This window comes from Brevundimonas sp. FG128 (genome assembly GCF_057809775.1).
The window spans coordinates 182,973-209,286 of sequence record NZ_JBMDKP010000002.1; the positions used below are offsets into that span (position 1 = coordinate 182,973).

Sequence of the window (26,314 nt, forward strand, 5' to 3'; positions counted from 1 at the left end):
TAATCGTTCGCCGGCTCGCTTGTTTCACCCTGCGACGACGCGACGCTTATGAAACTCAGGCCGTCTCGGCTTCCAGATCGTCGGCCTTTTTGCGACGCAATTCGATCAGTCGCACGCACCAGATCGACACTTCGTAGAGAATCACCAGCGGGATCGCCAGCATCAGCTGGCTGATGGGATCGGGCGGCGTGACCACGGCCGCGACCACGACCACGGCGACGATGGCGTAACGACGCCCCGAGGCCATGACTTTGGAGTTGATCAGCCCGGCCAGCCCCAGCAGCGTCGTGACGACCGGCAACTGGAAGCAAAGGCCGAACGCCAGCAGCAGCGACGTCACCAGGCTCAGATAGTCGGAAATCTTGGTGGTCTGAGCCACGGAAATGCCGTCGCTGACCACCTGCTGGCTCAGCGAGAACAGCATGACGAACGGCAGCATGACGAAATAAACCAGCGCCCCGCCCAGGCAGAACATGACCGGCGCAGCGATCAGGAACGGCAGGAAGGCGCCGCGCTCATTGCGATAAAGACCCGGCGCCACGAACCGGTACATCTGCCAAGCGATCACCGGGAAGGTCAGGACGGCCGCGCCGAAAGCGGCGATCTTCATCTTGGTGAACAGTTGCTCCAGCGGCGCGGTGGCGATCAACTGCACGACGGCCGCACTGCCGGGCGGATACGGCCGCAGGCCCGTCATCGTCAGGATCAGGTCGATAGGGTTGGCGTGCCCGCCCATTTTCGCAGCCGCCGCATGGATGGCCACCGCCGCCTGATACGGCTTGATCAGCGCGATCTGGATCTGGTTGGCGAAGGCGAAGCACAGGATGAAGCCCAGAGCGAAGGCGATGACGCAAATCAGCAGCCGCCCGCGCAGCTCGATCAGGTGATCCATCAGGGGCGCGCGCGACGCCTCGATCTCGGCCTCGTCACGATCGGGAGTGGTCACAGATCGACAGCCTTCTTGCGCGCAGCCTTCGGTTTGGCGGCGACGGGCGCCTTGGCCTTCTTCGCCGGGACGGCGGCAGCGGCCTTGGGCTTGGCCGGCGCACGAGGCTTGCTCGCAGCGCCGGTCTTGGCGGTCGAAGACTTGGGCTTCGCCGGCTTGGGCGTCGCCGGAACAACCGGTTCGACCGCAGGCGGCGTATCCGGCCATTCGTCGGCGGCGGGCGTCATGGCGGGAACCTCCGGCTCGGGCGCCGGCAGCGCCGCCGGCGTCGCCGGTGCATTCAGGCCCGCATGGATGTCCTTGAACGCTGCATCGGCGTCGGCGCCGAGGGGATACATGGCCCCCTGCCCCGTCCGCAGCGCCTCGACCTCCTTGCGCAGCTCGTCCAGCTCGGACTGGCGCGCCATCTCGTCGAAGCTCGAGCGGAACTCATTGGCCATGGCGCGCGCCTTGGCGACCATCTGGCCGACGCGACGCATCAGGACAGGCAGATCCTTGGGCCCCACCACAAGCAGGGCCACCAGACCGATCACCACTAATTCGAAGCCCCCGATACCGGGGCCGAGCCCGCCCATGCGTCAGCCCTTACAGACGACGACTAGCGCTTCAGCTCTTCCTTTTCCGCATCGGTGCGCGGCAGCGAGCTGACGCCGTCGTGCGGACCGTCCTTCTTGTCGTCGTCCTTCAGGCCGTCCTTGAAGGCGCGGATGCCCTTGGCGGCGTCGCCCATGATGCCCGACAGCTTGCCCCGGCCGCCGAACAGCAGCGCGATGACGACGATGACGATGGCCCAGTGCCAGATGCTCATGGAGCCCATGGCTCATTCTCCTCGCGGGGACCGATGATCGATCCCATCTACTATTCTTCGACGTGCATATAGGCCGAGTGATGGCCCCACGCCAAGGGAGGCTGTAGGTCTGCGCGACCATGAGTCTCTCCGATCACGTCATCATCCACACCGACGGCGCCTGCAAGGGCAATCCCGGCCCCGGCGGCTGGGGCGCTTTGCTCCAGACCGGCGGCGGTCACGAGAAGGAATTGTGGGGCGGCGAGCCCAACACCACCAACAACCGCATGGAGCTGATGGCCGCCATCATGGCCCTGGAGGCGTTGAAACGCCCCTGCAAGGTCGAACTGCACACCGACAGCAAATACGTCATGCAGGGCATCACCGAATGGATGCGCGGCTGGAAGGCGCGGGGCTGGCTGACGGCGGACAAGAAGCCGGTCAAGAACGCCGACCTGTGGCAGCGTCTGGACGCCGCCCGCCTGCGCCACGACGTCAAATGGCGCTGGGTGAAGGGCCACGCGGGCCATGAGCTGAACGAGCGCGCCGACCAGCTGGCGAATCGCGGCGTCGCCGAACTGCCCCGTCGCTAGACGGCTTCGACTTCTTTTTCCGGCTCGGCCGGACGGCGGCGGACGCGTGATCCGCTCATGACCGCACCGAACAGGGCCGCCACCGCCGCAATCTGGAAGCCATGCCCGACGCCTGCGACCGGCGCGGCTGACAGAAGGAAGGCGACCACGACCGCCCCCAGCGACTGCCCCAGCACCCGCGCCGTGCCCAGCATGCCGCCGGCCGCGCCTGCCCGCTCGCGCGGCGCTTCCGAAAGCATAGCCCGGTTGTTGGGCGACTGGAAGAAACCGAAGCCGGCGCCGCAGACCGCCATCCGCCACACGATGTCGAAATGGGTCGCGCCCACATCGAGGAAGCTCAGCGCCATCAGCCCGCAAGCGAAGATAGTCAGGCCGATGGCGCCCAACACGCCCGCCGAATAGCGATCCGACAGATAGCCGGCCAGAGGCGCCGCAATCATCGTCGCCAGGGGCCAGGGCGTCATCAACAGCCCCGTCTCCACCGCCGTCAGGTTCAGCGATCCCTGCAGGAAGAAGGGCAAGGCCACGAAGGCCATCATCTGGGCGGTGAAGGAGATGATCGAGGTCGCCACCGACAGGCTGAACATCGGCCGCGCCAACAGATCCAGCGGGATCAGCGGGGCGGTGCGGGATCGCTCGTGCCGAATCAGCAGAACCCCGGCCGCCAGCCCCGCTCCCGTCAGGCCAAAGCCCAGCACCGCCGCCTCGCCGTGGGCCAGCGACTGCAATCCAGTGATCACCAGGCCGAACGCCGCCGCATTCAGCGCCGCCCCGGTCCAGTTCAGCCTGCGCTTCTGCAACGGGTTGTGCGGCAGGGTGAACCCCGCCAGCGCCACGGCCACCAGGCCGATGGGGATGTTCAGCGCGAACAGCCAGCGCCAGTGACCGATCGCCAGGATCGCGCTGGCGATGGTCGGCCCCGCCGCCGCCGCCAGCGACACGATCACGGCGTTGATCCCCACCGCGCGTCCCAGCAGCCGGTGCGGATAGGTGAACCGGACCAACGCCCCGTTCACACTCATGATCCCCGCAGCGCCAAATCCCTGGACGACCCGCGCCAGGCTCAACGTCTCGATGGAGTTGGCGAAGACGCAGCCGATGGAAGCCAGGGTGAAGACCGCCAGCCCCGCCTGGGACACCCGCCGGTAACCGATGATCTCGCCCAGCGACGCCAGCGGCAGCAGGGCCACGACGATGGCGATCTGATAGGCGTTGACCACCCAGATCGAGGCGGCAGACGACGCATTCAGGTCCTGGGCGATGGACGGCAGGGCGACGTTGGCGATCGCCCCGTCCAGAACCGCCATGGTGATCCCCAGCCCGATGGACACGATGGCCCAGTAGCGGCGCGGGATCGTCAGGCCGTCTGCGACGGCGTTCTGGCTGGCTGACATCGTTGACGAACGCCTATCCGAGCGGGTCGTTTCAGACCGACGACTGAACCGTCAGCAGCGAGCCGTTGACGCCCAGCACCAGGACGTCCTGCCCGGCCGGCGGACCGTCGCCCTGGATCTCGGCGGGCCATTCGGCGCCCGAGATGAAGACGCGGCCACGCCCCCCGACGAAGGCCTCGACCACCCGCGCCCGCTGGCCGATCAGACGGCTGTCGCGGTCGTTGATGTCCGGTCCGTCGGGGTTGGCTTTGGTGATCAACCGCCGCGACGCCAAGGTCGCGATGACGGTCAGAACGGCGAAGACGGCGATCTCGCCGGGCAGGCCCAGCCGGACGCCGGTCGCCGTCATAACGGCGACGATGCCGGCCGAGACGGCGGGCCACAGGAGCCATTCGGTCGAGAACATCGCCTCGACCGCCAGCAGCAGAACCCCGACGGCCAGCCAGATCCAGAACGGCTGGGCGACATAGAGATCGGCAAGCGAGGTCATCGGTCAGCCTCCTTGGATCAGGCCGAAGGCGGGACGGCGCCGCCTGCGGGGCGACGGGGCGGAGCGGGTCGGGCCGGCGGCGTCCCCGAGCCTGAGTTCTGGTTCTTGGCCAACCCCACCATCTCGCCGATGCCGGCGATGGTGCCGACCAGGGCGCCCATTTCGGCGGGCACGATGACGGTGCGCTGCTGTGGGCTGCGCGCCAGTTCGGCGAAGGCCTCGACATATTTCTGAGCGACGAAATAGTTGATGGCGTTCACGTCGCCGCGCGCGATGGCCTCCGACACCATGGCGGTGGCGCGGGCCTCGGCCTCGGCTTCCCGCTCACGCGCCTCGGCGTCGCGGAAGGCGGCCTCCTTGCGGCCTTCGGATTCCAGGATGGCCGCCTGTTTGGCGCCCTCGGCCCGGGTGATGGCGGCCTGTTTCTCGCCGTCCGCCTCAGTGACCACGGCACGGCGTTCGCGCTCGGCCTTCATCTGGCGCGCCATGGCGTTGGTGACGTCGGTCGGCGGGGTCAGATCCTTGATCTCGATCCGGTTGACCTTGACGCCCCAGGGCTCGGTCGCGGCGTCTATCACGTGCAGCAAGCGGGTGTTGATGCTGTCACGCTGGCTCAGCACCTCGTCCAGCTCCATCGAACCGACCACGGTCCGCAGATTGGTCATGCACAGCTGCGAGATGGCGTAGGGCAGATCGTCGACGCGATAGGCGGCGCGCGCCGCGTCCATCACCTGGATGAAGACGATCCCGTCGACCCGCACCATGGCGTTGTCCTTGGTGATCACCTCCTGGGTCGGGACGTCCAGCACCTGTTCCATCATGTTCATCCGCTTGCCGACCCGCTCGACGAATGGGGTCAGGAAGCCGATGCCGGGGCTCAGCGTCTTGGTGTATTTGCCGAAGCGTTCGACCGTGAATTCACGCCCTTGCGGCACGATCTTGATCACGCTGATCAACAGCGCAATGGCCAGCAGCAGCACTACGCCGGCGAATATGGTGGTGACGTCCATTCAGATCCTCCCTGAGGAGCCGAATCTACCCGCTGCGCGCGAGCGACGCCATAAAAACCGGACGCCGCCTTCGGTTAAACGCCGCGGCTCGCCCGCCAGGCGGCCAGGCGGACGCTGACGTCCCGCTCGATGTCGCCGTAGAACAGATTGTACGGCACGATCTTGCGTCGATCCGCCCAACTGCCGCCCGCGGTCAGGAAGTTGGCGTCGGGCGCGCTGTGCCGCAGCAGCCCGCCCCGGCACTCGGTCGAGATCAAACGACCGGTCAGCGCTGGACGCGCGCCCCACTCCAGGCCCGTGGCGTTGGTCGCGCCATTGTGCTGGCGGGCCTCTGCGCGCGGCTGGGTCGTGGAACCGGTGACCGGATTGACGCAGATCGGGGCCGTGGTCAGCTCGACCAGTTCGCCACGATCGTTCCACTCCAGCGCCCGCCTCAGCATGCGGCGCGCCGCCGGATCGTCGCCATCCTGAACCGAACTCCAGGCGACCAGACATCCCGTTTCCTGCGCGGCGTCGCACGGCGCGATCGTCTGTTCGAACATGTCGGCGCTGATCAGGGTCTCGATCAGATAGGCCGCCACCAGCCGGGCCTTCAGGGCCGGATCGGCGCGTAGCTCTTCCTCGACCAGTCGCGCCGCCAACTCGCCCCCCTGCTCGACGCCCGCGATCACGATGGGACCCTGCGGATGGTTGCTCAGCCACAGCGAAAAGGCCCGTTTCACATCGTCATAGGCGAAGGCCCGCGCCTCGCGCGCATCGTCGCGCAAGGTCAGGCGGGTGTATAGGCTGGCCTGGCGATAAAGCGGTGCGCTGATCCGACCCTCGCGGGCGAAGGGCGAGGCGTAGTTGGGCAGGACGACCCGCCGCAGATAGGCGTTGGCCCGCGCATCGTCGATCGGCCCGTTCCACTCGGCCCCGCCGTCGAAGGTCGTCGGCATGACGAAGAAGACCGCCGCCTTGTCCGCCGTCCCCTCGTCCAGCAGCGCCCAGGACGACGCCGCCTGATAGTCGGGCGCCGGCGGCGGCTTGTAGGTCTGGAACGGCACCTGAGGGTCCAGCCCCGCGCGCAGGATGTCGCCGCTCCAAACCGCCACGGCCGCCGTCACGACGAAGACCAGGGCGAACCCCGCCAAACCGACCCACTGTCTGAAGGTCAGCCGGCGCATCAGCGATAGGGATCGGACGTCGAGAGGAAGTTTTGCACGTAGCGTCGCACGCCTTCTTCCAGCGGCGTGGACTGGCCTTCGAACCCGGCGGCGCGGATCCGGTCCATCCGGGCCTGGGTGAAATACTGATACCGGTCGCGGATCGCCTCGGGCATGTCGACGTACTGGATCGACGCCGCCTTGCCGGCGGCGGCGAAGGTGGCCTTGGCCAGATCGTCGAACGACCGGGCCTGGCCCGACCCCGCGTTGAAGACGCCCGAGACTTCCGGCGACTGCAGCAGGAACTCGATGATGTCGACCACGTCGTCCACATAGACGAAGTCGCGCAGCTGGCCGCCGTCCGGATAGTTCGGGTTGTGCGACCGGAACAGGCCGACGGTCTCGCCCGCCGCCACCTTGGGCCAGATCTGGGCCACGACCGACTTCATCCCGCCCTTGTGCCCCTCGTTGGGGCCATAGACGTTGAAGAACTTCAGTCCGGCCCACTGGCGCGGCGCCTGGCCGCGATCCGACTGGCGCACCGCATACTGGTCGAACAGCATTTTCGAATAGCCATAGGCATTTAGCGGCCTCAGGTTCGACAGCGACTCGGCATCGTCGTCGTCATCAAACCCCGTCTCGCCGTCGCCGTACGTCGCCGCCGACGAGGCATAGATCATCCGCGCGTCCCGGATCGCACACCAGTCCCACAGATCGCGCGACAGGGTGAAGTTGGTGCGCAGGATCAGGTCCGCGTCCGGCTCGGTCGTGGACGAGATGGCGCCCATATGCACCACGGCCTCGATCCGCTCGGCATGCCGCTCCAGCTGTTCGAATAACTCTTCCGGCGCCCAGAAGTCGGCGATGGGATGTTTGGCCAGGTTCTTCCATTTGGCCAGGTCGGCCGTCTCCAGCCGGTCGCAGACCACCACGTCATAGGCCGTCTCGGCCGTCAGCCGGGCCACGATGTTGGAGCCGATGAAGCCGGCCCCGCCGGTCACCACGATCATGCGGGGCGTCATGCCTTGGGTCCTGTCGTCATCTTCTCGATCGTCCGGGTCGTGGAGAACCCGTCCTTGAAATCCGCCAGCCTGACGACGCCGCCCCAGCTCTCGACCAGGTCGCCGCCCACCACGCCCTCGCGGGTATAGTCCGATCCCTTGATCAGCACGTCCGGCCGAAGCCGCTCGATCAAGGCGATGGGCGTGGGATCGTCGAAACTGGTCACGCGATCCACGCTGCTCAGGCCGCCGATGACCACGGCGCGGCTGTCCAGATCATTCACCGGCCGCCCCTCGCCCTTCAGCCGCTTGACCGAGGCGTCGGTGTTCAGCGCCACCACCAGCCGGTCGCACCACGACCGCGCCTGCGCCAGATAGGCGACGTGTCCCCGGTGCAGAATGTCGAAACAGCCGTTGGTGAAGCCGACCTTCAGCCCCTGGCGACGCCAGGCCTCGACCTCGGCCGCCAGCTCGTCCAGCGGCGTCACCTTGGCCTGGGCCGCGACGGCGTGCTGGCTCAGCTCGGCCTCGATCAATTCGGACGGGGTGACCACGGCCGTGCCAGCCTTTCCGACCACCACGCCCGAGGCCAGGATGGCGAATTGCACCGCCGTCTCCAGCGAGGCGCCGGCACCCAGGGCCAGACCCAGCGAAGCCAGGACTGTGTCCCCGGCGCCGGACACGTCGAACACCTCGCGCGCTCGGCCGGGGAAATGCCGCACCGGCCCGTCGCGCCGCGCCAGGCTCATGCCCTTGCCGGCGCGGGTTACGATGATGGCCTTGGCCGTCGCCGCCGCCAGCAGGGCCGCCAAGGCCGCCTCAACCTCGGCGTCAGTCTCGACCGGCAGGCCTGTGGCCCCCGCCAGCTCCGACGCGTTCGGCTTGATCACATCCACCGCGCCATAGCGGGCGAAATCCCGCCCCTTGGGATCGACGATGACCGGCGCGCCCGTTTCGCGAGCAGCCTTCAGGGCCGAGACGATCAGGCCGTCGCCGACCACGCCCTTGGCGTAATCCGATAGAAGAATTGCGGAAGCTGCTGAAAATGCGTCCGTATCAGTCAAAGGTTCGGCCGCCGCCTCCTCGTCCAGGCGCAACAGCTGCTGCCCCGCCGCCACGAACCGAGTCTTGACGATGGTCGCCACGCCGGCCGGCCTGGCGATGAAGTCGATCACCCGATCCTCGGCGGCGATCAGGTCGCGCAGTTCGGTCCCGGCCGCATCCTCGCCCGTGACGGCGCCCAGATGCGCCACCCCGCCCAGGGCCGCGACATTGCGCGCCACATTGCCGACGCCGCCCGGCATGGCGGTCGTACGCCGAGTGCGCAACACCGGGATCGGCGCCTCGGGCGAGATCCGGCTGACCTCGCCATAGACGTAGCGGTCCAGCATCAGGTCGCCGACGCAGGCGATCTTCAGGTCGCGCACGCGCTCCAGCAACTTCTGCAGGGCGCCCAGGTCCAGGGTGTCAGACATGGGTCCGACCTAGAGGATTCAGGCGGCCCGCGCCACCGGCGCCTTGGCCCCGATTTTGATGGCCAGGTCGTCGAAGGCGATCAGTTGTGCGGCCAGGGCCTCGAACTGATCCAGGGGCACCATGTTCGGCCCGTCCGACGGAGCATTGTCGGGATCCTGGTGGGTCTCCATGAAGACTGCGTCCACCCCGACCGACACGGCGGCGCGCGCCAGAACCGGCACGAACTCGCGCTGGCCGCCCGAGGACGTGCCCTGCCCGCCGGGCTGCTGCACGCTGTGGGTCGCGTCGAACACGACCGGGCAGCCGATGTCGCGCAGCACCGGAAGGGCGCGCATGTCGCTGACCAGGGTGTTGTAGCCGAAGCTGGCGCCCCGTTCGCAGGCCATGACGTTGGGATTGCCCGCCCCGACCACCTTGGCGATGACGTTCTTCATGTCCCAGGGGGCCAAGAACTGGCCCTTCTTGATGTTGATCGCCTTGCCGGTCGCGGCGGCGGCCAGCAGCAGGTCGGTCTGACGGCTCAGAAAGGCCGGGATCTGCAGCACGTCGACCACCTCGCCCACCGGGCCGCACTGGGCCTCGGAGTGGACGTCGGTCAGGGTCGGCAGGCCGACGGTCTCGCGAATCTCGGCGAAGATCGGCATGGCGTCCTTCAGACCGATGCCGCGTGCGGCGCTGGCGCTGGTGCGGTTCGCCTTGTCGAAGCTCGTCTTGTAGATGATGCCGATGTTCAGCCGCTCGCCGATTTCCTTCAGCGCATGGGCCATTTCCAGCGCGTGCTGACGGCTCTCCATCTGGCAAGGACCGGCGATGAAGGCGATTCTCGCGCCGCCACCGATGACGACAGGCGTCCGAAGACCTTCGGACAACGTAATGACAGCGTTGGGTCGGCTCACGGGTACGGCTCTCTGCAAATTCGGTCTTGGGATTTGCGGCTTGTGCCGCAGTCTTGAGGCCATCAGGTGGCGCTCATCGTCGATGAACGCAAGCTATCACGGAGTTCGCCCGCGTGGCCATCAAGCCCGTCATCCTCTGGTTCCGCCGCGATCTGCGCCTGCACGACAATCCCGCCCTGACCCACGCGGCCGAGACGGGCCGCCCCGTCCTTCCGGTCTTCATCCTGGACGACCATGCGGGACGCAGCCTCGGCGGGGCCTCGCGGTGGTGGCTCGACAAGTCGCTTCGGGCATTGGATGCGGCCTTGAAGGGGCGAGGCTCGCGGCTGATCCTGCGACGCGGCGACGCCCTGGCCGAGATTCAGCGCCTGATCGCCGAAACGGGCGCCGACGCCGTCTTCATGAACCGCCTGTTCGAGCCGGACGCCTTCGAACGCGACGCCGATATCGCCCATGCGCTGAAGGCCGATGATATCGACTGCCGGGGGTTCAACGGCGCGCTGCTGTGCCGCCCTGGCGCCGTGCTCAACGGATCAGGCAAGCCCTACAAGGTCTTCACCCCGTTTCTGAAGGCTCTGCTTGCACAGGCCGAGGCTCCGCCGCACACGACGGGTCCGCATCGGATCGAGACGCCTTCGAACGTTGCCAGCGAAGATCTGGACGGCTGGCGGCTGCATCCTCAGCGACCGGACTGGTCGAAGGGTTTCGATTGGACCCCCGGCGAGGACGGCGCCGCATCCGCCCTGTCCGACTTCCTGTCGCGTGGCCTGAAGGACTACGCCAGGGGGCGCGACTTTCCCGATATTCCCGCGACCAGCCGCCTGTCGCCGCATCTGCACTGGGGCGAGATCAGCCCCTGGCGGGCGGTCGAGCGCGCCCGTCAGGCCGCCCAGGCCGGCAAGGCCCCGCCCGTCGAGGCCGAGAAGTTCGTCGCCGAAATCGGCTGGCGTGAGTTCTCCGCCCACCTGCTGCACCAGTTCCCCTATATGGCCGATCGCGCCTTCAGGCCCGAGTATGACGCCATGCCCTGGCGGGATGCGCCGGACGACCTGGAGGCCTGGCGCCGAGGCCGCACCGGCTATCCCCTGGTCGACGCCGGCATGCGCCAGCTGTGGACGACGGGGTGGATGCACAACCGCGTGCGGATGGTCGTCGCCTCCTTCCTGGTCAAACATCTGCTGATCGACTGGCGCGAGGGCGAGGCCTGGTTCTGGGACACGCTGGTGGATGCCGACCTGGCCAGCAATGTGCAGAACTGGCAGTGGGTCGCGGGCTCGGGCGCCGACGCCGCCCCCTATTTCCGCATCTTCAACCCCATCGCCCAGGGCGAGAAGTTCGACGGAGAAGGCGGCTACGTCCGTCGCTGGGTCCCCGAACTGCGCCGCCTTCCCGACCGCTGGCTCCACGCGCCATGCACCGCGCCGCCCGAGGTGTTGCGCGACGCCGGCGTCGTTCTCGGCCGCGACTATCCCAAGCCCATCGTCGAGCACGAAAAAGGCCGCGCCCGCGCGCTGGACGCCCTGAAGACCGTCTCGGGCCGCGGCGACGACCGCAGCGACCGCGATTGACCCGCCCCTCATCCAAGTTGAAAGTCCCAGCATGAGCGTCGCCAGCGCCGACATCGAATCCGTCGCCCGCCGAACCCCTCGGGTGTTCGCCCTGTTGCTGCGTCTGCTCGCCGCCAACTGGACGGTCGGACGTTTGACCGTCCAACTGCCGAACGGAGAAACCCATGTGCTGGAGGGCGACCGTCCCGGCCCCAGCGGCGTCCTGAACGTGAAGGACTACCGGTTCGCCCGTCGCGTCCTGGCATCCGGCGACATCGGCTTCGCCGAAGGTTATATGGCCGACGAGTGGGACAGCCCGCATCTGCCCGCCCTGCTCGAGACCCTGGTCGACAACTACGACCACATCCGGCGGCTGTTCGACGGCAATCTGCTGATGTGGATCGCCAACTGGCTGGGCCATCGCCGTAATCGCAACAGCAAAGCGGGGTCGAAGAAGAACATCCACGCCCACTACGACCTGGGCAACGCCTTCTATTCGACCTGGCTTGACGGCTCGATGACCTATTCCTCGGCTCGCTTCGACCATGAGGGTGAGACGCTGGAGGCGGGCCAGCACGCCAAATACGCCGCCCTGGCGCGGATGATGGACCTGAAGGCGGGCATGTCGGTGCTGGAGATCGGCTGCGGCTGGGGCGGGTTCGCCGAATTCGCCGCGCGCGAGATCGGAGCCCAGGTCACCGGCATCACCATCTCGCGCGAACAGCACGATTTCGCCCGCCAGCGCCTGTTCAACGCCGGCCTCGCCGAGCGCGCCGACATCCAGCTGATCGATTATCGCGACGTCCAGGGCCGGTTCGACCGCGTCGCCTCCATCGAAATGTTCGAGGCGGTGGGCAAGGAATACTGGCCCGCCTATTTCAGCAAGATCCACGACGTCCTGCATCCCGGCGGGCGCGCAGGACTTCAGATCATCACCATCCAGGACGCCCTGTTCGACGACTACAACGCCCGCACCGACTTCATCCAGAAATACGTCTTCCCCGGCGGCATGCTGCCGTCCGAAGAACGCCTTGCGCCGGTCGTGGCGACGGCGGGCCTGACGTGGCAGGGCGTGGAGCGGTTCGGTCTGGACTACGCCGTCACCCTGAAGCGATGGGACGAGCGGTTCCAGGCGGCCTGGACCGACATCCGCCGCATCGCCGGCTTCGACGAGCGGTTCCGGCGTCTGTGGCGCTTCTATCTCGCCTATTGCGAGGCCGGTTTCCGATCCGGTCGCACCGACGTCATCCAACTGGCCCTGTCTCGACCATGAGCCCGCTCATTTCCACCGAAGACCTCGCGGCCCGCCTGGGCGAGCCCGGCCTGCGCATCGTCGACGGCAGCTGGCATCTGGACGGGCGCAACGCCCGCGCCGATTTCGAGCGCGCCCACATCCCTGGCGCCGTCTTCTTCGACCTGGACGCCGTGTCGGACCGCGACAGCCCCCTGCCCCACATGATGCCGTCGCCGGACGCCTTCGCCGCGTCCGTCGGCGCCCTGGGGATCGCCGCCGACGATCGGGTCGTGGTCTATGACTCGGCTGGCCTGTTTTCTGCGGCGCGCGTCTGGTGGATGCTGAAGACCATGGGTGCGAGGTCGGTGCAGGTGCTCGACGGCGGCCTGCCGCGCTGGCAGGCGCAGGGTCATCCGGTGGACTTCGGCGAACCGCCCGCCACGACCGCGGTGTTCGCCCCCTCGCCTGCGACGGACGCCGTCGCCTCTCTGGACGACGTCCACGAGGCCCTGTCCCAGGACGTTCAGGTCGTCGATGCGCGCGGCGCGCCCCGGTTCCGGGGAGAGGCGGCCGAACCCCGCCCGGGCATGCGCGGCGGCCACATGCCCGGCGCGCTGAACCTGCCGTACAATCGCCTGCTGCATGACGACGGTAAGATGAAGCGCGGCACGGCGCTGGAACAGGCCTTCGCCGACGCCGGCGTGGACATCGACCGCCCCATTGTCACCACCTGCGGATCGGGCGTCACCGCCGCCATCCTGACCCTGGGCCTGGCCGAGCTGGGCCGCCCGTCGCGGCTCTACGACGGCTCCTGGTCGGAATGGGGCGGCCGCCCGGATACGCCGGTAGAGACCGGCTGACCGTCAGGCCGGCGGCGCCACGGGCACGACGTCGTCGGCCTCGATCAGCTCGTCCTCTTCGCCGCGCGACACCACCGTCGCCAGCACCAGGTCGCCCGTGACATTCAGCGTGGTGCGACACATGTCCAGGAAGCGATCGACGCCCAGGATCAGGCCGATCCCCTCGGGCGGCACCTTCACCATCACCAGGATCATGGCCACGACTGGCAGCGATCCGGCCGGCACGCCCGCCGTGCCGATGCCGCCCAGGATACAGACCAGCATCACCACCACCTGCTGGGTGATGGTCAGATCCACGCCGAAGAACTGGGCCAGGAACAGCACCGTCACCCCTTCGAACAGGGCCGTGCCGTTCTGGTTGGCGGTCGCGCCGACCGTCAGCACGAACCGGGCGATCTTGCGCGGCAGCTTCAGCTCTTCCTCGGCCGCCTTCAACGACACCGGCAGCGAGGCGTTGGACGAGGCGGTCGAGAAGGCCACCACCATCGGCTCGCGCACGCCCTTGAAGAAGGCGAAGGGCGAGCGTCCGGCCAGCAGCCAGATCACCAGCGGATAGACCACGAACATGTGGATCGCCATCGCGCCCACCGCGACGCCGACATAGGCCGCCAGTCGCACCAACAGGTCCCATCCGAACAGGGCCGCCAGGTTGAACATCAGGCAGGCGATGGCGATGGGGGCCAGTTTGATGAACAGGTTGATCAGCTTCATCGTCACTTCGAACAGGCCTTCGATCACCTGTTGCAGGCGGTCGGTGGCCGGCGACTTGGCCATGACCAGGCCGATGCCGAAGAACAGGGCGAACACCATCACCGGCAGGATCTGGTTCTCGGCCGCCGCCGTGAAGACGTTGGACGGGATCAACTCCAGGAAGAAGTCGCCCAGCTGGATGGTCTCGGGCGCGCCCTGCACAATGCCCGCCGCGCCGTCGCGGCCCTGGTCCAGCAGTTGTTGCGCCAGCGCCGGATCGACGCCGCGTCCCGGCTGGAACAGATTGACCATCGCCAGGCCGATCACCACGGCGATCCCGGACACCAGGATCGTCAGCAGCAGGGTCTTGATCCCCGCGCGACCCAGCGAGCTGAGGTCGCCCATCTCCGCCACCCCGACCACCAGGGCCGAGAACAGCAGCGGAATGACCATCATGAACAGCAGACGCAGGAAGATCTGGCCCAGCGGTCCGGTGACGTTGTCCGTCAGCCAGACGACCCATCCCGTATCGGCGCCCAGGGTCAGATTGACGAAAAGACCGCCGCCCAGACCCACGGCGAAGCCGATCAGCATCAGCCAGTGCAGCGCAAGGCCGCGGCGTTTCGTCTCGGTCATCTGTCCCCCGTGGTGCGTTTCAGGCGTCGGCGCTTATCGGATCGGCAGCCCATAGATCAAGCCGCCCGGCCGTGCGTTCCATTGTGCGTTCAATCCGCGCGCCAGGTCGAGCGCCGATTGCGAACCCAGGTTCCGGTCGAAGATTTCGCCATAGTTCCCGACCGCCGCGACCGCATCCTTCGCCCAGGTCTTGGACAGGCCCAGCATGGGACCATAATCGCCTTCCGCCCCCAGCAGCCGCTGAATGCGCGGATCGGCGGCGTCCCGCGATTGCGCAGCCACGGTATCGCGCGTGACGCCCAGTTCCTCGGCCAGCATCAGCGCGTTCAACGTCCAGCGCACGGTCGAGGCCCAGCGTTCGTCGCCCGCCTTGACGACCGGCCCCAGCGGTTCCTTCGACGCCACGTCCGACAGGATCACATGCTCGTTCGGGTTCGGCAGGACGGTCCGCGCTGCAGCCAAGGCGGAAATGTCGGCGCTGAAGGCGTCGCAGTCCTCGCGGGCATAGGCGTCCCGCGCCGCCTCTTCCGTTTCGAAGACGACGGGCCGGTATTCGATGCCGCGCGACCGGAAATAGTCGGCGGCGTTGGCCTGCGAGGTCGAGCCGGACTGGACGCAGACCCGCGCCCCGTTCAGCTCCGTCGCGCTGCTCAGATTCAGCGACCGCCGGACCAGGAAACCCTGGCCGTCATAGTAGTTGATCCCCGCGAAGATGAAGCCTTCACCGGCGTCGCGGCCCATGGTCCAGGACGAGTTGCGCCACAGCACGTCGATCCGTCCGTCGTTCAACGCCGCGAATCGATCCGACGCCGACAGGGGCACGAACCGCACGGCATCCGCGTCGCCCAGCACCGCCGCCGCCGTAGCCCGGCAGAAGTCCACGTCAAACCCGCGCCACTCGCCGCGATTGTCGGTATAGGCGAAGCCCACCAGCCCCTGATGCACGCCGCAATTCAGGCGTCCGCGCCGCTTTACGGCGGCCAGGGTCGGGCTTTCGGGCAGGGCTGTCGGCGTGGTCGAGACGGGCGCGGCGGTGGAGGTTTCCGGGGTCGGTTCGGCGTCCTGTCGCCCGCAGGCGGCCGTCAGCAGCACCGCCGCCATCGCTCCGATCGTCCAGCACCGCATCGCGTTTCCATCCTTCGCCGCTTGCGCCCCGCTGGCTTTAGAGGCCTTTAGGCCCTGATCCGCAACCCATCGACGACGCCATGCCCCCGCATTCCGACCGCACCCGCCTGATCGCCGCCGCCACGCGCCGGGGCCAAGGGCGCCGCCCGGTCAATCCGCCCATCGAACGCGCCTCGACCATGCTCAGCGATGCGGCCGGCGTCATGCGCGACGACACTTACGGCCCGACCTATGGCCTGGACGGAACCAGCGCCGCGCGCGAACTCCGCCGCGCCCTGGCCGATCTGGAAGGGGCCGCCGACGCCTTCCTTGTCCCCTCCGGCCTCGCCGCCGTCACCGTGCCGCTTCTGGCCCTGCTGCGCCCCGGCGATGAGGTGATCACGTCGGACGCCGTCTATGGCCCGACCCGGCGTTTCCTCGCCCGCTATCAGGCGGCCCGAGGCGTCACGACCCGCTTTCTGCCTGCGGAGGCCGACGCCTCCGCCGTCATCGCCGCCATCGGCGACCGCACGCGGCTGGTCCTGCTGGAATCGCCCGCGTCCCTGACGTTCGAGATGATCGACGTCGCCGCCGTCGCCCAGGCCTGTCGGGCGCGCGGCGTCCTGACGGTGGCCGACAACACCTGGGCGGCGGGACTGGCCTTCCGCCCCCTGGCCCATGGCGTGGATGTCAGCGTCCAGGCCGTGACCAAATATGTCGGCGGCCATTCCGACGTCCTGATGGGCAGTATCGCGTCGAACGATCCCGCCTGCCTGCGCGCGGTCGGCGACGCCATCGAGGATCTGGGCTGGCACGTCTCCCCCGACGACGCCTGGCTGGCGCTGCGCGGCCTGCGGACCCTCCCCCTGCGCTATGTCGAACAGGCCCGGTCGGCCTTGGTGGTCGCCGAATGGCTGCAATCCAGGCCCGAGGTCTCGCGCGTCCTCTATCCGCCCCTGCCCGGCGCCGCCGGCCACGACCTGTGGAGCCGTGATTACACGGGCGCCCCGTCCCTGATGGGCCTGGTGATGAAGGGTGGAGACCGGGTCGCGGGCGAGGCCTTCCTCGACGCCCTGTCCCTGTTCGGCCTGGGCTATTCCTGGGGCGGCTTCGAGAGCCTGGCCACCCACGAAACCCATCAGATGGCCTATCGCGACCACCCGCCCGTTCTGGAGGGCGAGCTGTTGCGTCTTCATGTCGGGCTGGAAGACCCGGCCGACCTGATCGCCGATCTGGAAATCGGCCTGGCCGCCTTCTCCGCCGCGCTCACGGTTCCTTAAGCGCCCCGGAGGAGTGTGCGGCCGTGCGCGCCCCGCCCGTCCAGACCCCGGATGATTCGCCCCCGCTGTGGGAACAGTGGGCGGCCGGTTTTGTCGTCTTCATGCTGACCGGCGCCCTGATCGCGCCGATCATCGCGCCGGACCAGGGCGAGACGCCCGTGCTGCGCCTGATCTGGCTGCCCGTCTATGCCGTCATCGCCGGCCTGATCGTCTTCCGCTTAGACAAGGTGATCCGCGCCTGGCCCGCCTGGCTGATGATGTTCGGCCTGGTCGTCCTGTGTTTCGTCTCGCAATACTGGTCCATCGACCCCGGGGTGACCGAGCGTCGCGTCATCGCCATGGCCATCAACAGCGCCTTCGCCGTCTATCTGGGCGCCCGGTTCCGCGACGCCGCCCTGCCGCGCCTGCTGATGCACACCTGTCTGGTCATGGCCGTCGGCAGTTTGATCATGGTCTTCGCCTATCCCAAGGTCGGCGTGCACCAGTTCGACAACGCCGGCCTGTGGCGCGGGCTCTGGTACGAGAAGAACCAGATGGGCCTGGTCATGGTCGTCGGCGCCGTCTCGGCCGCCGCGACCCTGGCGGCCGATCATATCGCCGGACGCAGCCGCGGTTTCTGGATTTCCCTGCTGGCCCTGGGCCTGACCACGCTGCTCGTGCTGGCCACCCAGTCCAAGACCTCCCTTCTGTGCTGGGGCCTGGGCCTCGGCATGGTGAGCGGCTGGTGGACGTTGAAACAGGGGGGCGCGGTCATCACCGTCGCCGGAATCTGGCTGGGCGTCGTCACGGTCGCCGGCGCCACCTGGCTGTGGAACTCCGATTCGGCCGCCATCCTGGAAGCTCTCGGCAAGGACCCCTCCCTGACCGGCCGCACCCTGATCTGGGAAGCCCTGATGCGAAAGGTCGCCGAGCGCCCCTGGACCGGCTACGGCTTCAGCGCCTTCTGGGGCGTGGACTCCATCCCGGCGCGCGAAATCCGTCTCGAAACCCAATGGCCCGTCCCGTCCGCCCACAACGGCTGGATCGACCTGCTGGTGCAACTGGGCTGGCCCGGCGCGATCGCCGTCGGCGGCGTCATGGCGATTTCGGCCGTCCTGGTCGTCGCACGACTGAACGGTCAGGGCGCGCGCGAGGGGTATTGGAGCATCGCCTATCTCGCCGCCTTCACGGCCCTCAGCCTGTCCGAGAGTGTGCTTCTGACCCACACCAACCTGCCCTGGGTCCTGACCCTGGCGATCATGGCCCGCGCCGTGACCTTCGATCCGGCCCCGGTTCGCGCGCCGCTTGCCCGACCGGCGTCACGGGCCTACCAGACCCGGTCCCGAATCGCCTCAGACTATGTGAATGGCCGCCGACCTCTTCGCTTTTGACGACACGCCCGACGCTCCCAAGCCCGAGGCCCCCAAGCCCGTCGCGGTGACCCCGCCCCAGGCCGCGCCCGCCCCTGCGCCAAAACCGGCCGCGACGCCTGTCGCCGCCGCGGCCCCGACTGCGGGCGCCCAGAACGCCTATTCCGCCTCCTCCATCGAGGTGCTGGAAGGGCTCGAGCCCGTCCGCAAACGCCCCGGCATGTATATCGGCGGCACCGATGAACGCGCCCTGCACCACCTGTTCGCCGAAGTCCTCGACAATGCGATGGACGAGGCCGTGGCCCGCCACGCCAAGCTGATCACCGTCGACCTCGACGCCGACGGCTATCTGTCCGTCCGCGACGACGGCCGCGGCATCCCGGTCGATCCCCACCCCAAACACCCCGGCAAGTCGGCGCTGGAAGTGGTGATGACCGTCCTCCACTCGGGCGGCAAATTCTCGGGCAAGGCCTATGAGACCTCGGGCGGCCTGCACGGCGTCGGCGTCTCGGTGGTCAACGCCCTGTCTGAGCATCTGGACGTCACCGTCTGGCGCGACGGCTTCGAGTGGAAACAGTCCTTTTCGCGCGGCAATGTCCTGGGCCCGATCCAGCAGGTCCAGCCGTCCAAGAAGCGCGGCACCCTCATCCGCTTCAAGCCCGACGACGAGATCTTCGGCATGGGCGCGGCCTTCAAGCCGGCCCGCCTGTTCCGCATGGCCCGGTCCAAGGCCTATCTGTTCCGCGGCGTCGAGATCAAATGGACCTGCGCGCCCGAGCGGATCACCGACACGACCCCGGCCCAGGCCCTGCTGCACTTCCCCGGCGGTCTGGCCGACGCCCTGATCGACCGGATCGGCGAGCTGGAGACCGTCACCCCCGCCTTCGCCGGCCGCGCCGACCGTCAGGGCGAGGCGGGCGCCTTCGAATGGGCCGTCACCTGGTCCCCCATCGGCTTCGGCGAGGCCGACGGCTTCATCCAGTCCTACTGCAACACCGTCTCCACCCCCGACGGCGGCACGCACGAGGCAGGCTTCCGCGCCGCCCTGGTCAAGGGCCTGAAATCCTACGGCGAACTGACCAACGAGAAGCGCGCCGCCATCATCACGGCCGAGGACGTCACCGCCAACGCCGGCGCCCTGATCAGCGTCTTCATCCGCAATCCCGAGTTCCAGGGCCAGACCAAGGACCGGCTGTCCTCGCCCGAGGGCGCCCGCCTGGTCGAACAGCTGCTGCGCGACCCGCTGGACCACTGGCTGACCGAAAGCCCCAAACAGGCCAACGCCCTGCTCGGCTTCGTCGTCGATCGCGCCGAGGACCGTCTGCGCCGCCGCAAGGACAAGGAAGTCCAGCGCGCCGCCGCCACCCGCAAGCTGCGTCTGCCGGGCAAGCTGTCGGACTGCAGCCGCCAGTCGGCCCAGGGCACCGAACTCTTCATCGTCGAAGGCGATTCGGCCGGCGGCTCGGCCAAACAGGCGCGCGACCGCACCACCCAGGCCATCCTGCCCCTGCGCGGCAAGATCCTGAACGTCGCCTCGGCGACGGCGGACAAGCTGCGCCAGAATATCGAACTGTCCGACCTGGCCCTGGCCCTGGGCGTCCAGCCTGGCAACCGCTTCAACATCGACGACCTGCGCTACGAGCGGATCGTCATCATGACCGACGCCGACGTAGACGGCGCCCACATCGCGGCCCTGCTGATCACCTTCTTCTACCGGGTCATGCCCGAGACGATCCGCCAGGGCCGGGTCTTCATGGCCCTGCCGCCGCTCTATCGGATCTCGGCAGGCCCCTTGAGCGAATACGCCCGCGACGACGCCCACCGCGACGAACTGCTGGCCACCGTCTTCAAGGGCAAGAAGACCGAGATCGGCCGGTTCAAGGGCCTGGGCGAAATGATGGCCTCCCAGCTGAAAGAGACCACCATGGACCCGAAGAAGCGCACCCTGGCCCGCATCACCGTCCCCGACGCCGAGGCCGACGTCGAGGATCTGGTTGAACGCCTGATGGGCAAGCGCGCCGACGCCCGCTTCCAGTTCATCCAGGAAAACGCCCAGTTCGTGAAGGAAGACCTGGACGTCTGAGGCCGACGCGGCGCCCTTACCTCTAAGCCCGTCATCCTAGGCCTTGTGCCTAGGATCCATACGCCCGGTCTTCGAAGGGACGCCCCCCATAAACCGGGAGTATGGATTCTCGCCACAGGGGCGAGAATGACGATGAATTGGAGGACGGCGACAGACCTCGACCGCCCGAAAACGCCTTCCCACTCCCCGCCGCCCCTGACAAAAGGGAGGCATGCAGACGCCCGCCCCCTCTCCCGCCGTTCTGGACGAACTGAAGGCCGCCCTCGGTCCGGGCGGATGGACCCAGGACCCCGAGGTCATCGCCCCCCACCTGACCGAATGGCGCAACCGCTGGACCGGCGACACCCCCATCCTGCTGACTCCGCGCTCGACTGAGGAGACGGCCAGGGCCGTGACCATCTGCGCCCGCGAAGGCGTGGCTATCACGCCCCAAGGCGGTGGCACCGGCCTGGTCGGCGGCCAGATCCCCTTTGGCGAGGTCCTGCTGTCGACCCGCAAGATGCGCGCAGTGCGCGACGTCACCCCCCTGGACGACGCCATGACGGTCGAGGCCGGCCTGACCCTGCTCGAAGCGCAGCAGGTGGCCACGGCCGCCGGCCGCTATTTCCCGCTCAGCCTCGCGGCCGAGGGGTCGGCCACCGTCGGCGGCGTCATCTCCACCAACGCCGGCGGCACCCAGGTGCTCCGCTACGGCATGATGCGAGACCTGGTGCTGGGGCTTGAGGCCGTCATGCCCAACGGCGAGATCTTCCGGGGCCTGAAGCGCCTGCGCAAGGACAACACCGGCTATGATCTGAAGCAGCTGCTGATCGGCGCCGAGGGCACTCTGGGCGTCGTCACCGCCGCCACCCTGAAGCTCTTCCCCATCATGCGCTCGCGCGCCGTCGCCGTCGTCGGCCTGGAAACCGCCGCCGCCTCGGTCGAACTGCTGGCCCGCGCCAAGGCCGAGACCGGCGGCGGGGTCGAGGCCTTTGAGTTGATGAAGCGTCTGGGCATGGAGTTGGTGCTCAACAACATCCCCGATACACGCGAGCCACTGGACTCGACGCCCGACTGGTATGTCCTGATCGAGATCGCCTCGGGCACGCCGGGCGGCGCCGAGGCCCAGATGGTGGCCTTGCTGGAAGTCGCCTTCGAGGAAGGCCTGATCACCGACGCCGCCATCGCCCAGAACGACGCCCAGCGCGCCGCTTTCTGGCGTCTGCGCGAAGAACATTCGGCGGCCCTGAAGCCCGAGGGCGGCGGCTGGAAACACGATGTCTCCGTCCCCATCAGCCGCATCGCGGAATTCATCGACGAGGCCTCGGCCGCCGTCGAACGCTTCCACCCCGGCGCCCGCATCTCGGTCTTCGGCCACGTCGGCGACGGCAATCTGCACTACGACATCCTGCCGGGCGTCGGTCAGGACATCCCCGCTTTCATCGGTCGCTGGAAGGAAGGCTCGCAAGTGGTTCACGACGTTGTCGGAACCTACGACGGCTCCATCTCCGCCGAACACGGTCTGGGCCGGCTGAAGACCGAAGAGGTAAAACGCTACAAATCCCCCCTCGAGATCGAAACCATGGCCGCCATCCGCCGCGCCATCGACCCCAAGCGGATCATGAACCCCGCCGTTCTGTTCTAGAGCCCTCCCTCTGTGTGAAGCTTGGCGAGGGAAAGATCGGCGGCGACGGTTCGGCGCAACCCCAGGCGATGCTAGACGTCGATCTGACATCGATCATGATGTCGCTGGTGGTTCTTCATCAATTCCAACTCCTTGCAGAAATATGTCCCCTTTCATCCGGCCTGGGTCGGCGGGTGGGCTAGGCTCGTCCTATCCCCGCCGATGGGGAGGGCGTCGGATCCAGCGCCCTGACGGCGACGGGGCTGTGGTCGAGCGATGAAGCCGGCGGGGAGGAGACCGCCGGGGTCCTTAGGGACGGCGATGGATGCCGTTCCCTGCTCGCCGCGCGCCTAGGATGCGGCACCGCTACAGGCCCCAGCGCCTGCACGTCCGCCCCGGCGAAGGCGTCGCAAGGCGTCCCGCCGTCCGGCAAGGCCCGAATCGCAGGGCCGCCAGCCGGAAAGCACGTGGAAAACGACCGCGCGGGACGACGACTGCGCCGAAACGGTAATTCTAACCATCTCACCGGGTGCAGACCCGGCGTCCCGCACCCTCCCCAACCTCGCCGCAAGACGGCGAGGACGAAGCCGATTCATGCTCGACCCTCCTTCAAGGACGACCGCCATGCGCCCTCGCCGACCTGCCCGCGCCCGATACGATCGGTTGTTCGCCTACGCCCTCCAGCGTCATCGGCTGGAACTGATCGCCTCGGGCAAGGTCCAGCCGATCTGCGAACGCGAGCAGTTGTTTCTCTGGTCGTTGAAGGCCCGGCGTCCCGTGACCTACGCCGACTTCATCCTGCCGTGGCCTCTGCTGGTCGCTGAACACACGGCGCGCGACGACCTCAGCCGGGCTTCCTGAAGCGATAGACGAACTGGTCGGTCTTGCCGCGGATCTTCTCGTCGAAGACGTTCAGGCTGTGGTCGTCGGCCGGATTGGCGACGGCGGTGCTTTCGCCCTCGTAGATGAAGCCCGCCGCCTCGACCTCGCGCTTCAGATAGTCGCCTTCGATCCGGTGCAGGGTCTGGACCGCCGAAATGCCCGTGCCGGGCGCCGCCTCATGGTCGATCAGGATGTAGCGGCCGCCGGGCTTCAGCGCCGCGAACACGGCCGCATTCATCTTGGCCACGTCGGTGTTGAAGCCGGGGATGTGGAAGTCGTGGTATTCCTGGCTCATGAAGATCATGTCCAGCGGCTCGGCGTAGGTCATGGCGTCGAGCAGGCCGTTGACCCGCGTCACGTTCGGATAGGCGGCGGCCAGGGCGTCGGCTCCTGCATTCTCACGCGCCATCGTCCGCTCGGGCACGAAGGCGTAGACCCGGCCGGTCGGCCCGACCACATCCGAGAACAGGCGGGTGAAATAGCCGGCGCCGGGACGGATGTCGGCCACCTTGTCGCCCGGTGCGACCTGGGCGAAGGCCAGCATGTCGGCAGGATGGCGCAGGGCGTCACGCTCGACCTCGGCCGCCGGTCGCTTCGGATCGGCGACGGCTTCGGCGTAAAGATCGCCATAGGTCGGCGAGGCGTCGGTCATGCCCATGTCTGCGCCACTGGCGACGACGGTTCGTTCACCGCCATCCGACGACACGATGATGCACCCTGAAAGCCCCGCCGCCAGAGCCAGAACCGCCACGCCCGCCGCCAACCGTCTCATCATCGTCGTCTCCATGGATTTGCCGCGATAGGCTCGCATTTCGCCGATCCGCGCAAGACGGCATCGCGCGAGAAACGATCCGACGCATCACGCGATTTGCGCCTGGCCCTCGGCGGCGCTAGTCCGGCCTCAGCTTTCCAAGGTCCTGCCATGCTTCCCTACCTGCCCGCCCCCTTCCCCCTCGCCCGTCCGCGCCGCCTGCGGTCTAGCCCCTGGGTGCGCCGTCTGGTGGCGGAAACGACCCTGACGCCGGCCGATCTGATCTGGCCGCTGATCGTCCACGACGGCGCCGAGGATCGCGTGCCCGTCGCCTCCATGCCCGGCGTCTTCCGCCTGTCACCCAAGGAAGCCGCCAAGGCCGCTGTCGAGGCGCGCGACCTGGGCATTCCGATGGTGGCCCTCTTCCCCAATGTGGACGGCGCGATCAAGGACGCGGTCGGCACCGGCGCGACCGATCCCGACGGCCTGATCCCCGACTGTATCAAGGCCATCAAGGACGCGGCGCCCGAGATCGGCGTCATGACCGACGTGGCGCTCGACTGCTACACCGACCACGGCCACGACGGCGTCATGGAGGGCGACCGGATCGTCAACGACGCCTCGCTGGACCGTCTGGCCGAACAGGCCTTCATCCACGCCCACGCCGGCGCAGACGTGGTCGCCCCGTCGGACATGATGGACGGCCGTATCCAGGCGGTGCGCGAGGCCCTGGAGGCCAACGGCTTTTCCGATACCCTGATCCTGTCCTATGCGGCCAAGTTCGCCTCGGCCTTCTATGGCCCATACCGCGACGCCGTCGGCTCCTCGACCATGCTGAAGGGCGACAAGAAGACCTACCAGATGGACTACGCCAATTCCGACGAGGCCCTGAAGGAGGTCGCCATGGACCTGTCGGAAGGCGCCGACGCGGTCATGGTCAAGCCAGGCATGCCCTATCTCGACATCGTCCGCCGCGTGTCCGAGACCTTCCGCGTTCCGACCTTCGCCTATCAGGTGTCGGGCGAGTACGCGATGATGCAGGCCTCCATCGCCAACGGCTGGCTGGACCAGGACCGCGCCATCCTGGAGACCCTGCACGGCTTCAAGCGCGCCGGCTGCGCGGGCGTCCTGACCTATTTCGCCCCCCAGGCCGCGCGGCTTCTGGGCTGATGGCCCTCGAAGTTCGGCTGATCACGGATGCCGACTGGCTTGGACTGTGGCCGATCATCGAGGCCGTCACCCGCGCGGGCGAGACCTACACCTATCCACTCGACATGACCGAGGCTCAGGCCCGCACGATGTGGACGCCGCCAGTGCCCGGCGGCACGCTTGTGGCGATCGAGGATGGCCAGGTGCTTGGCGCCGCCAAGATCATCCCTAACCAGCAGGGAAACGGCGCCCACGTCGCCAACGGCAGCTTCATGGTCGCCCCGGAGGCCCGCGGTCGAGGCCAGGCGCGGGTTCTGGCCGAAGCTGCGCTCGCCTTCGCCCGCGAGGCCGGCTTCAAGGCGATGCAGTTCAATGCGGTCTTGGAGACCAACACCGTCGCCGTCGGCCTGTGGCGCAAGCTGGGCTTCGAGATCGTCGGCACGGTCCCCGAGGCCTTCGATCATCCGGCGCACGGCCTAGTGGGCCTGCACATCATGCACCGTAAGCTTTAGGCGTCAGTCCCGCGATTGCAGCCGCGCGGCCAGGCTGGACGTGTCCCAGCGGTTTCCGCCCATGGCCTGAACCTCGGCGTAGAACTGATCGACCAGGGCTGTCAGGGCCAGCCGCGCGCCATTCGACCGCGCCTCGTCCAGCACCAGGCCCAGGTCCTTGCGCATCCAGTCGACGGCGAAGCCGAACTCGAACTCGCCCTTGGCCGCCGTCTTCCAGCGATTGTCCATCTGCCAGCTCTGCGCCGCGCCCTTGGACACGGCCTCATAGGCGGCGTCGGTGTCCAGGCCCGCGACCTGGGCGAAATGCACCGCCTCGGCCAGCCCCTGAACGACGCCGGCGATAGCGATCTGGTTGACCATCTTGGTCAGTTGACCCGAGCCAGCCGGTCCCATGTGCTTGAGCGCCTTGGAATAGGCTTTCAACGCCGGCTCCGCCGTCGCCAGCGCGGCGGCGTCTCCGCCGGCCATGACGCTGAGCTGGCCGTTCTCGGCCCCGGCCTGACCGCCCGACACCGGCGCATCGACGAAAGATCGTCCCTGCGCCTGCGCCAGTTCCGCCATTTCACGCGCCACCTTGGCGGAGGTCGTGGTGTGATCAACGATCACCGCGCCCTCGGCCAGATGCGGCAAGGCTTCCGTCACCACGGCGCGGACATCGTCGTCATTGCCGACGCACAGGATGAACAGTTCGACGCCCTGCGCCGTCTCCGCCACCGTCGCGGCCGCCTTGCCGCCTGTCAACGCCGCCCAGGCCTGGGCCTTCGCCGTGGTGCGATTGAAGCCGGTCACGTCGTGGCCCGCCTCGACCAGATGACGCGCCATCGGGGCGCCCATGACGCCCAGGCCGGCGAATGCGATCTTCATGACTGGCTCCTTGGTTCGGCCGTCGGACTAGG

Annotated in this window: 25 protein-coding genes; 11 read left to right on the forward strand and 14 right to left on the reverse strand. The window is 67.9% G+C overall.

Annotation, left to right across the window (positions count from 1 at the left end; genetic code table 11):
* Window positions 1-55: 55 nt before the first annotated feature.
* From tatC to ACODSC_RS05385, 3 genes are read right to left on the reverse strand one after another with little or no spacing between them, the layout of a single operon-like run.
* Complete coding sequence (gene tatC, locus ACODSC_RS05375) at window positions 56-946, reverse strand: twin-arginine translocase subunit TatC (RefSeq protein ID WP_488812493.1); 891 nt, start codon at window positions 944-946, stop codon at window positions 56-58.
* Window positions 943-1,521, reverse strand: a complete 579-nt coding sequence (tatB, locus tag ACODSC_RS05380; RefSeq protein ID WP_488812495.1) for a Sec-independent protein translocase protein TatB — start codon at window positions 1,519-1,521, stop codon at window positions 943-945. The genes tatC and tatB overlap by 4 nt, the downstream gene beginning before the upstream one ends.
* A gap of 23 nt (window positions 1,522-1,544) precedes the next feature.
* Complete coding sequence (locus ACODSC_RS05385) at window positions 1,545-1,763, reverse strand: twin-arginine translocase TatA/TatE family subunit (protein WP_488812497.1); 219 nt, start codon at window positions 1,761-1,763, stop codon at window positions 1,545-1,547.
* A gap of 110 nt (window positions 1,764-1,873) precedes the next feature.
* Between ACODSC_RS05385 and rnhA the strand changes: the two genes are divergently transcribed.
* Window positions 1,874-2,326 (forward strand): ribonuclease HI, encoded by a 453-nt coding sequence (gene rnhA, locus ACODSC_RS05390; RefSeq protein ID WP_488812499.1) that lies wholly within the window; start codon window positions 1,874-1,876, stop codon window positions 2,324-2,326.
* On the opposite strand, the gene ACODSC_RS05395 is transcribed toward rnhA, so the two are convergent.
* The 7 genes from ACODSC_RS05395 to kdsA form a co-directional block, all read right to left on the reverse strand.
* Window positions 2,323-3,720 carry an MFS transporter gene (locus ACODSC_RS05395; protein WP_488812501.1) on the reverse strand — a complete coding sequence of 466 codons (1,398 nt, stop codon included), beginning with the start codon at window positions 3,718-3,720 and terminating at the stop codon, window positions 2,323-2,325. The two genes, rnhA and ACODSC_RS05395, sit on opposite strands and share 4 nt — an antisense overlap.
* Before the next feature lie 31 nt (window positions 3,721-3,751).
* Window positions 3,752-4,210, reverse strand: a complete 459-nt coding sequence (locus ACODSC_RS05400) for an NfeD family protein (protein WP_488812503.1) — start codon at window positions 4,208-4,210, stop codon at window positions 3,752-3,754.
* Between the two features lie 17 nt (window positions 4,211-4,227).
* The gene (locus ACODSC_RS05405; RefSeq protein WP_488812505.1) at window positions 4,228-5,220 is read right to left on the reverse strand and encodes an SPFH domain-containing protein; all 993 of its coding nucleotides are present in this window, start codon (window positions 5,218-5,220) and stop codon (window positions 4,228-4,230) included.
* A gap of 74 nt (window positions 5,221-5,294) precedes the next feature.
* A complete protein-coding gene (locus ACODSC_RS05410; RefSeq protein ID WP_488812507.1) occupies window positions 5,295-6,386 on the reverse strand; it encodes a DUF3089 domain-containing protein in 1,092 nt (363 codons plus the stop codon).
* Window positions 6,386-7,387: an ADP-glyceromanno-heptose 6-epimerase gene (rfaD, locus tag ACODSC_RS05415; RefSeq protein WP_488812509.1), complete on the reverse strand. Its 1,002-nt coding sequence runs from the start codon at window positions 7,385-7,387 to the stop codon at window positions 6,386-6,388. The genes ACODSC_RS05410 and rfaD overlap by 1 nt, the downstream gene beginning before the upstream one ends.
* Window positions 7,384-8,841, reverse strand: a complete 1,458-nt coding sequence (gene rfaE2 / locus ACODSC_RS05420) for a D-glycero-beta-D-manno-heptose 1-phosphate adenylyltransferase (protein ID WP_488812511.1) — start codon at window positions 8,839-8,841, stop codon at window positions 7,384-7,386. The genes rfaD and rfaE2 overlap by 4 nt, the downstream gene beginning before the upstream one ends.
* 18 nt (window positions 8,842-8,859) lie before the next feature.
* Window positions 8,860-9,738: a 3-deoxy-8-phosphooctulonate synthase gene (kdsA, locus tag ACODSC_RS05425; protein WP_488812513.1), complete on the reverse strand. Its 879-nt coding sequence runs from the start codon at window positions 9,736-9,738 to the stop codon at window positions 8,860-8,862.
* 113 nt (window positions 9,739-9,851) lie between these two features.
* Between kdsA and ACODSC_RS05430 the strand changes: the two genes are divergently transcribed.
* Genes ACODSC_RS05430 through sseA form a run of 3 tightly spaced genes read left to right on the forward strand, consistent with a single transcriptional unit; the run spans window position 9,852 to window position 13,379 of the window.
* Complete coding sequence (locus ACODSC_RS05430; protein WP_488812515.1) at window positions 9,852-11,306, forward strand: cryptochrome/photolyase family protein; 1,455 nt, start codon at window positions 9,852-9,854, stop codon at window positions 11,304-11,306.
* A 31-nt stretch (window positions 11,307-11,337) separates the two neighbouring features.
* Window positions 11,338-12,558: a class I SAM-dependent methyltransferase gene (locus tag ACODSC_RS05435; RefSeq protein ID WP_488812517.1), complete on the forward strand. Its 1,221-nt coding sequence runs from the start codon at window positions 11,338-11,340 to the stop codon at window positions 12,556-12,558.
* Window positions 12,555-13,379, forward strand: a complete 825-nt coding sequence (sseA, locus tag ACODSC_RS05440) for a 3-mercaptopyruvate sulfurtransferase (protein ID WP_488812519.1) — start codon at window positions 12,555-12,557, stop codon at window positions 13,377-13,379. The genes ACODSC_RS05435 and sseA overlap by 4 nt, the downstream gene beginning before the upstream one ends.
* 3 nt (window positions 13,380-13,382) lie before the next feature.
* Here sseA and ACODSC_RS05445 read toward each other — a convergent pair whose 3' ends face one another.
* Both ACODSC_RS05445 and ACODSC_RS05450 read right to left on the reverse strand, forming a co-directional pair.
* On the reverse strand, window positions 13,383-14,705 hold the full coding sequence (locus tag ACODSC_RS05445) for a dicarboxylate/amino acid:cation symporter (protein ID WP_488812521.1): 1,323 nt from the start codon (window positions 14,703-14,705) through the stop codon (window positions 13,383-13,385).
* Window positions 14,706-14,738: 33 nt separating this feature from the next.
* Window positions 14,739-15,830, reverse strand: a complete 1,092-nt coding sequence (locus ACODSC_RS05450) for an amino acid ABC transporter substrate-binding protein (RefSeq protein WP_488812523.1) — start codon at window positions 15,828-15,830, stop codon at window positions 14,739-14,741.
* Between the two features lie 80 nt (window positions 15,831-15,910).
* On the opposite strand from ACODSC_RS05450, the gene metC reads away from it, so the two are divergent.
* The 5 genes from metC to ACODSC_RS05475 all read left to right on the forward strand — a co-directional run bounded on the left by metC (window position 15,911) and on the right by ACODSC_RS05475 (window position 22,985).
* Window positions 15,911-17,089, forward strand: a complete 1,179-nt coding sequence (metC, locus tag ACODSC_RS05455) for a cystathionine beta-lyase (protein WP_488812525.1) — start codon at window positions 15,911-15,913, stop codon at window positions 17,087-17,089.
* A gap of 23 nt (window positions 17,090-17,112) precedes the next feature.
* Window positions 17,113-18,459 carry an O-antigen ligase family protein gene (locus ACODSC_RS05460; protein ID WP_488812527.1) on the forward strand — a complete coding sequence of 449 codons (1,347 nt, stop codon included), beginning with the start codon at window positions 17,113-17,115 and terminating at the stop codon, window positions 18,457-18,459.
* Window positions 18,434-20,521 (forward strand): DNA topoisomerase IV subunit B, encoded by a 2,088-nt coding sequence (locus ACODSC_RS05465; protein ID WP_488812529.1) that lies wholly within the window; start codon window positions 18,434-18,436, stop codon window positions 20,519-20,521. Before ACODSC_RS05460 ends, ACODSC_RS05465 begins: the two co-directional genes overlap by 26 nt.
* A gap of 211 nt (window positions 20,522-20,732) precedes the next feature.
* Window positions 20,733-22,145, forward strand: a complete 1,413-nt coding sequence (locus ACODSC_RS05470) for an FAD-binding oxidoreductase (protein WP_488812531.1) — start codon at window positions 20,733-20,735, stop codon at window positions 22,143-22,145.
* 603 nt (window positions 22,146-22,748) lie between these two features.
* Window positions 22,749-22,985 (forward strand): hypothetical protein, encoded by a 237-nt coding sequence (locus ACODSC_RS05475; protein ID WP_488812533.1) that lies wholly within the window; start codon window positions 22,749-22,751, stop codon window positions 22,983-22,985.
* Here ACODSC_RS05475 and ACODSC_RS05480 read toward each other — a convergent pair.
* Window positions 22,969-23,817 (reverse strand): class I SAM-dependent methyltransferase, encoded by an 849-nt coding sequence (locus ACODSC_RS05480; RefSeq protein ID WP_488812535.1) that lies wholly within the window; start codon window positions 23,815-23,817, stop codon window positions 22,969-22,971. The two genes, ACODSC_RS05475 and ACODSC_RS05480, sit on opposite strands and share 17 nt — an antisense overlap.
* Window positions 23,818-23,928: 111 nt before the next feature.
* Here ACODSC_RS05480 and hemB point away from each other — a divergent pair, with 111 nt between their 5' ends.
* Together hemB and ACODSC_RS05490 are read left to right on the forward strand one after the other, a co-directional pair.
* Complete coding sequence (hemB, locus tag ACODSC_RS05485) at window positions 23,929-24,927, forward strand: porphobilinogen synthase (RefSeq protein WP_488812537.1); 999 nt, start codon at window positions 23,929-23,931, stop codon at window positions 24,925-24,927.
* Complete coding sequence (locus ACODSC_RS05490) at window positions 24,927-25,418, forward strand: GNAT family N-acetyltransferase (RefSeq protein ID WP_488812539.1); 492 nt, start codon at window positions 24,927-24,929, stop codon at window positions 25,416-25,418. The genes hemB and ACODSC_RS05490 overlap by 1 nt, the downstream gene beginning before the upstream one ends.
* Window positions 25,419-25,421: 3 nt before the next feature.
* Here ACODSC_RS05490 and ACODSC_RS05495 read toward each other — a convergent pair whose 3' ends face one another.
* A complete protein-coding gene (locus ACODSC_RS05495) occupies window positions 25,422-26,282 on the reverse strand; it encodes an NAD(P)-dependent oxidoreductase (RefSeq protein ID WP_488812541.1) in 861 nt (286 codons plus the stop codon).
* Window positions 26,283-26,314: the final 32 nt, after the last annotated feature.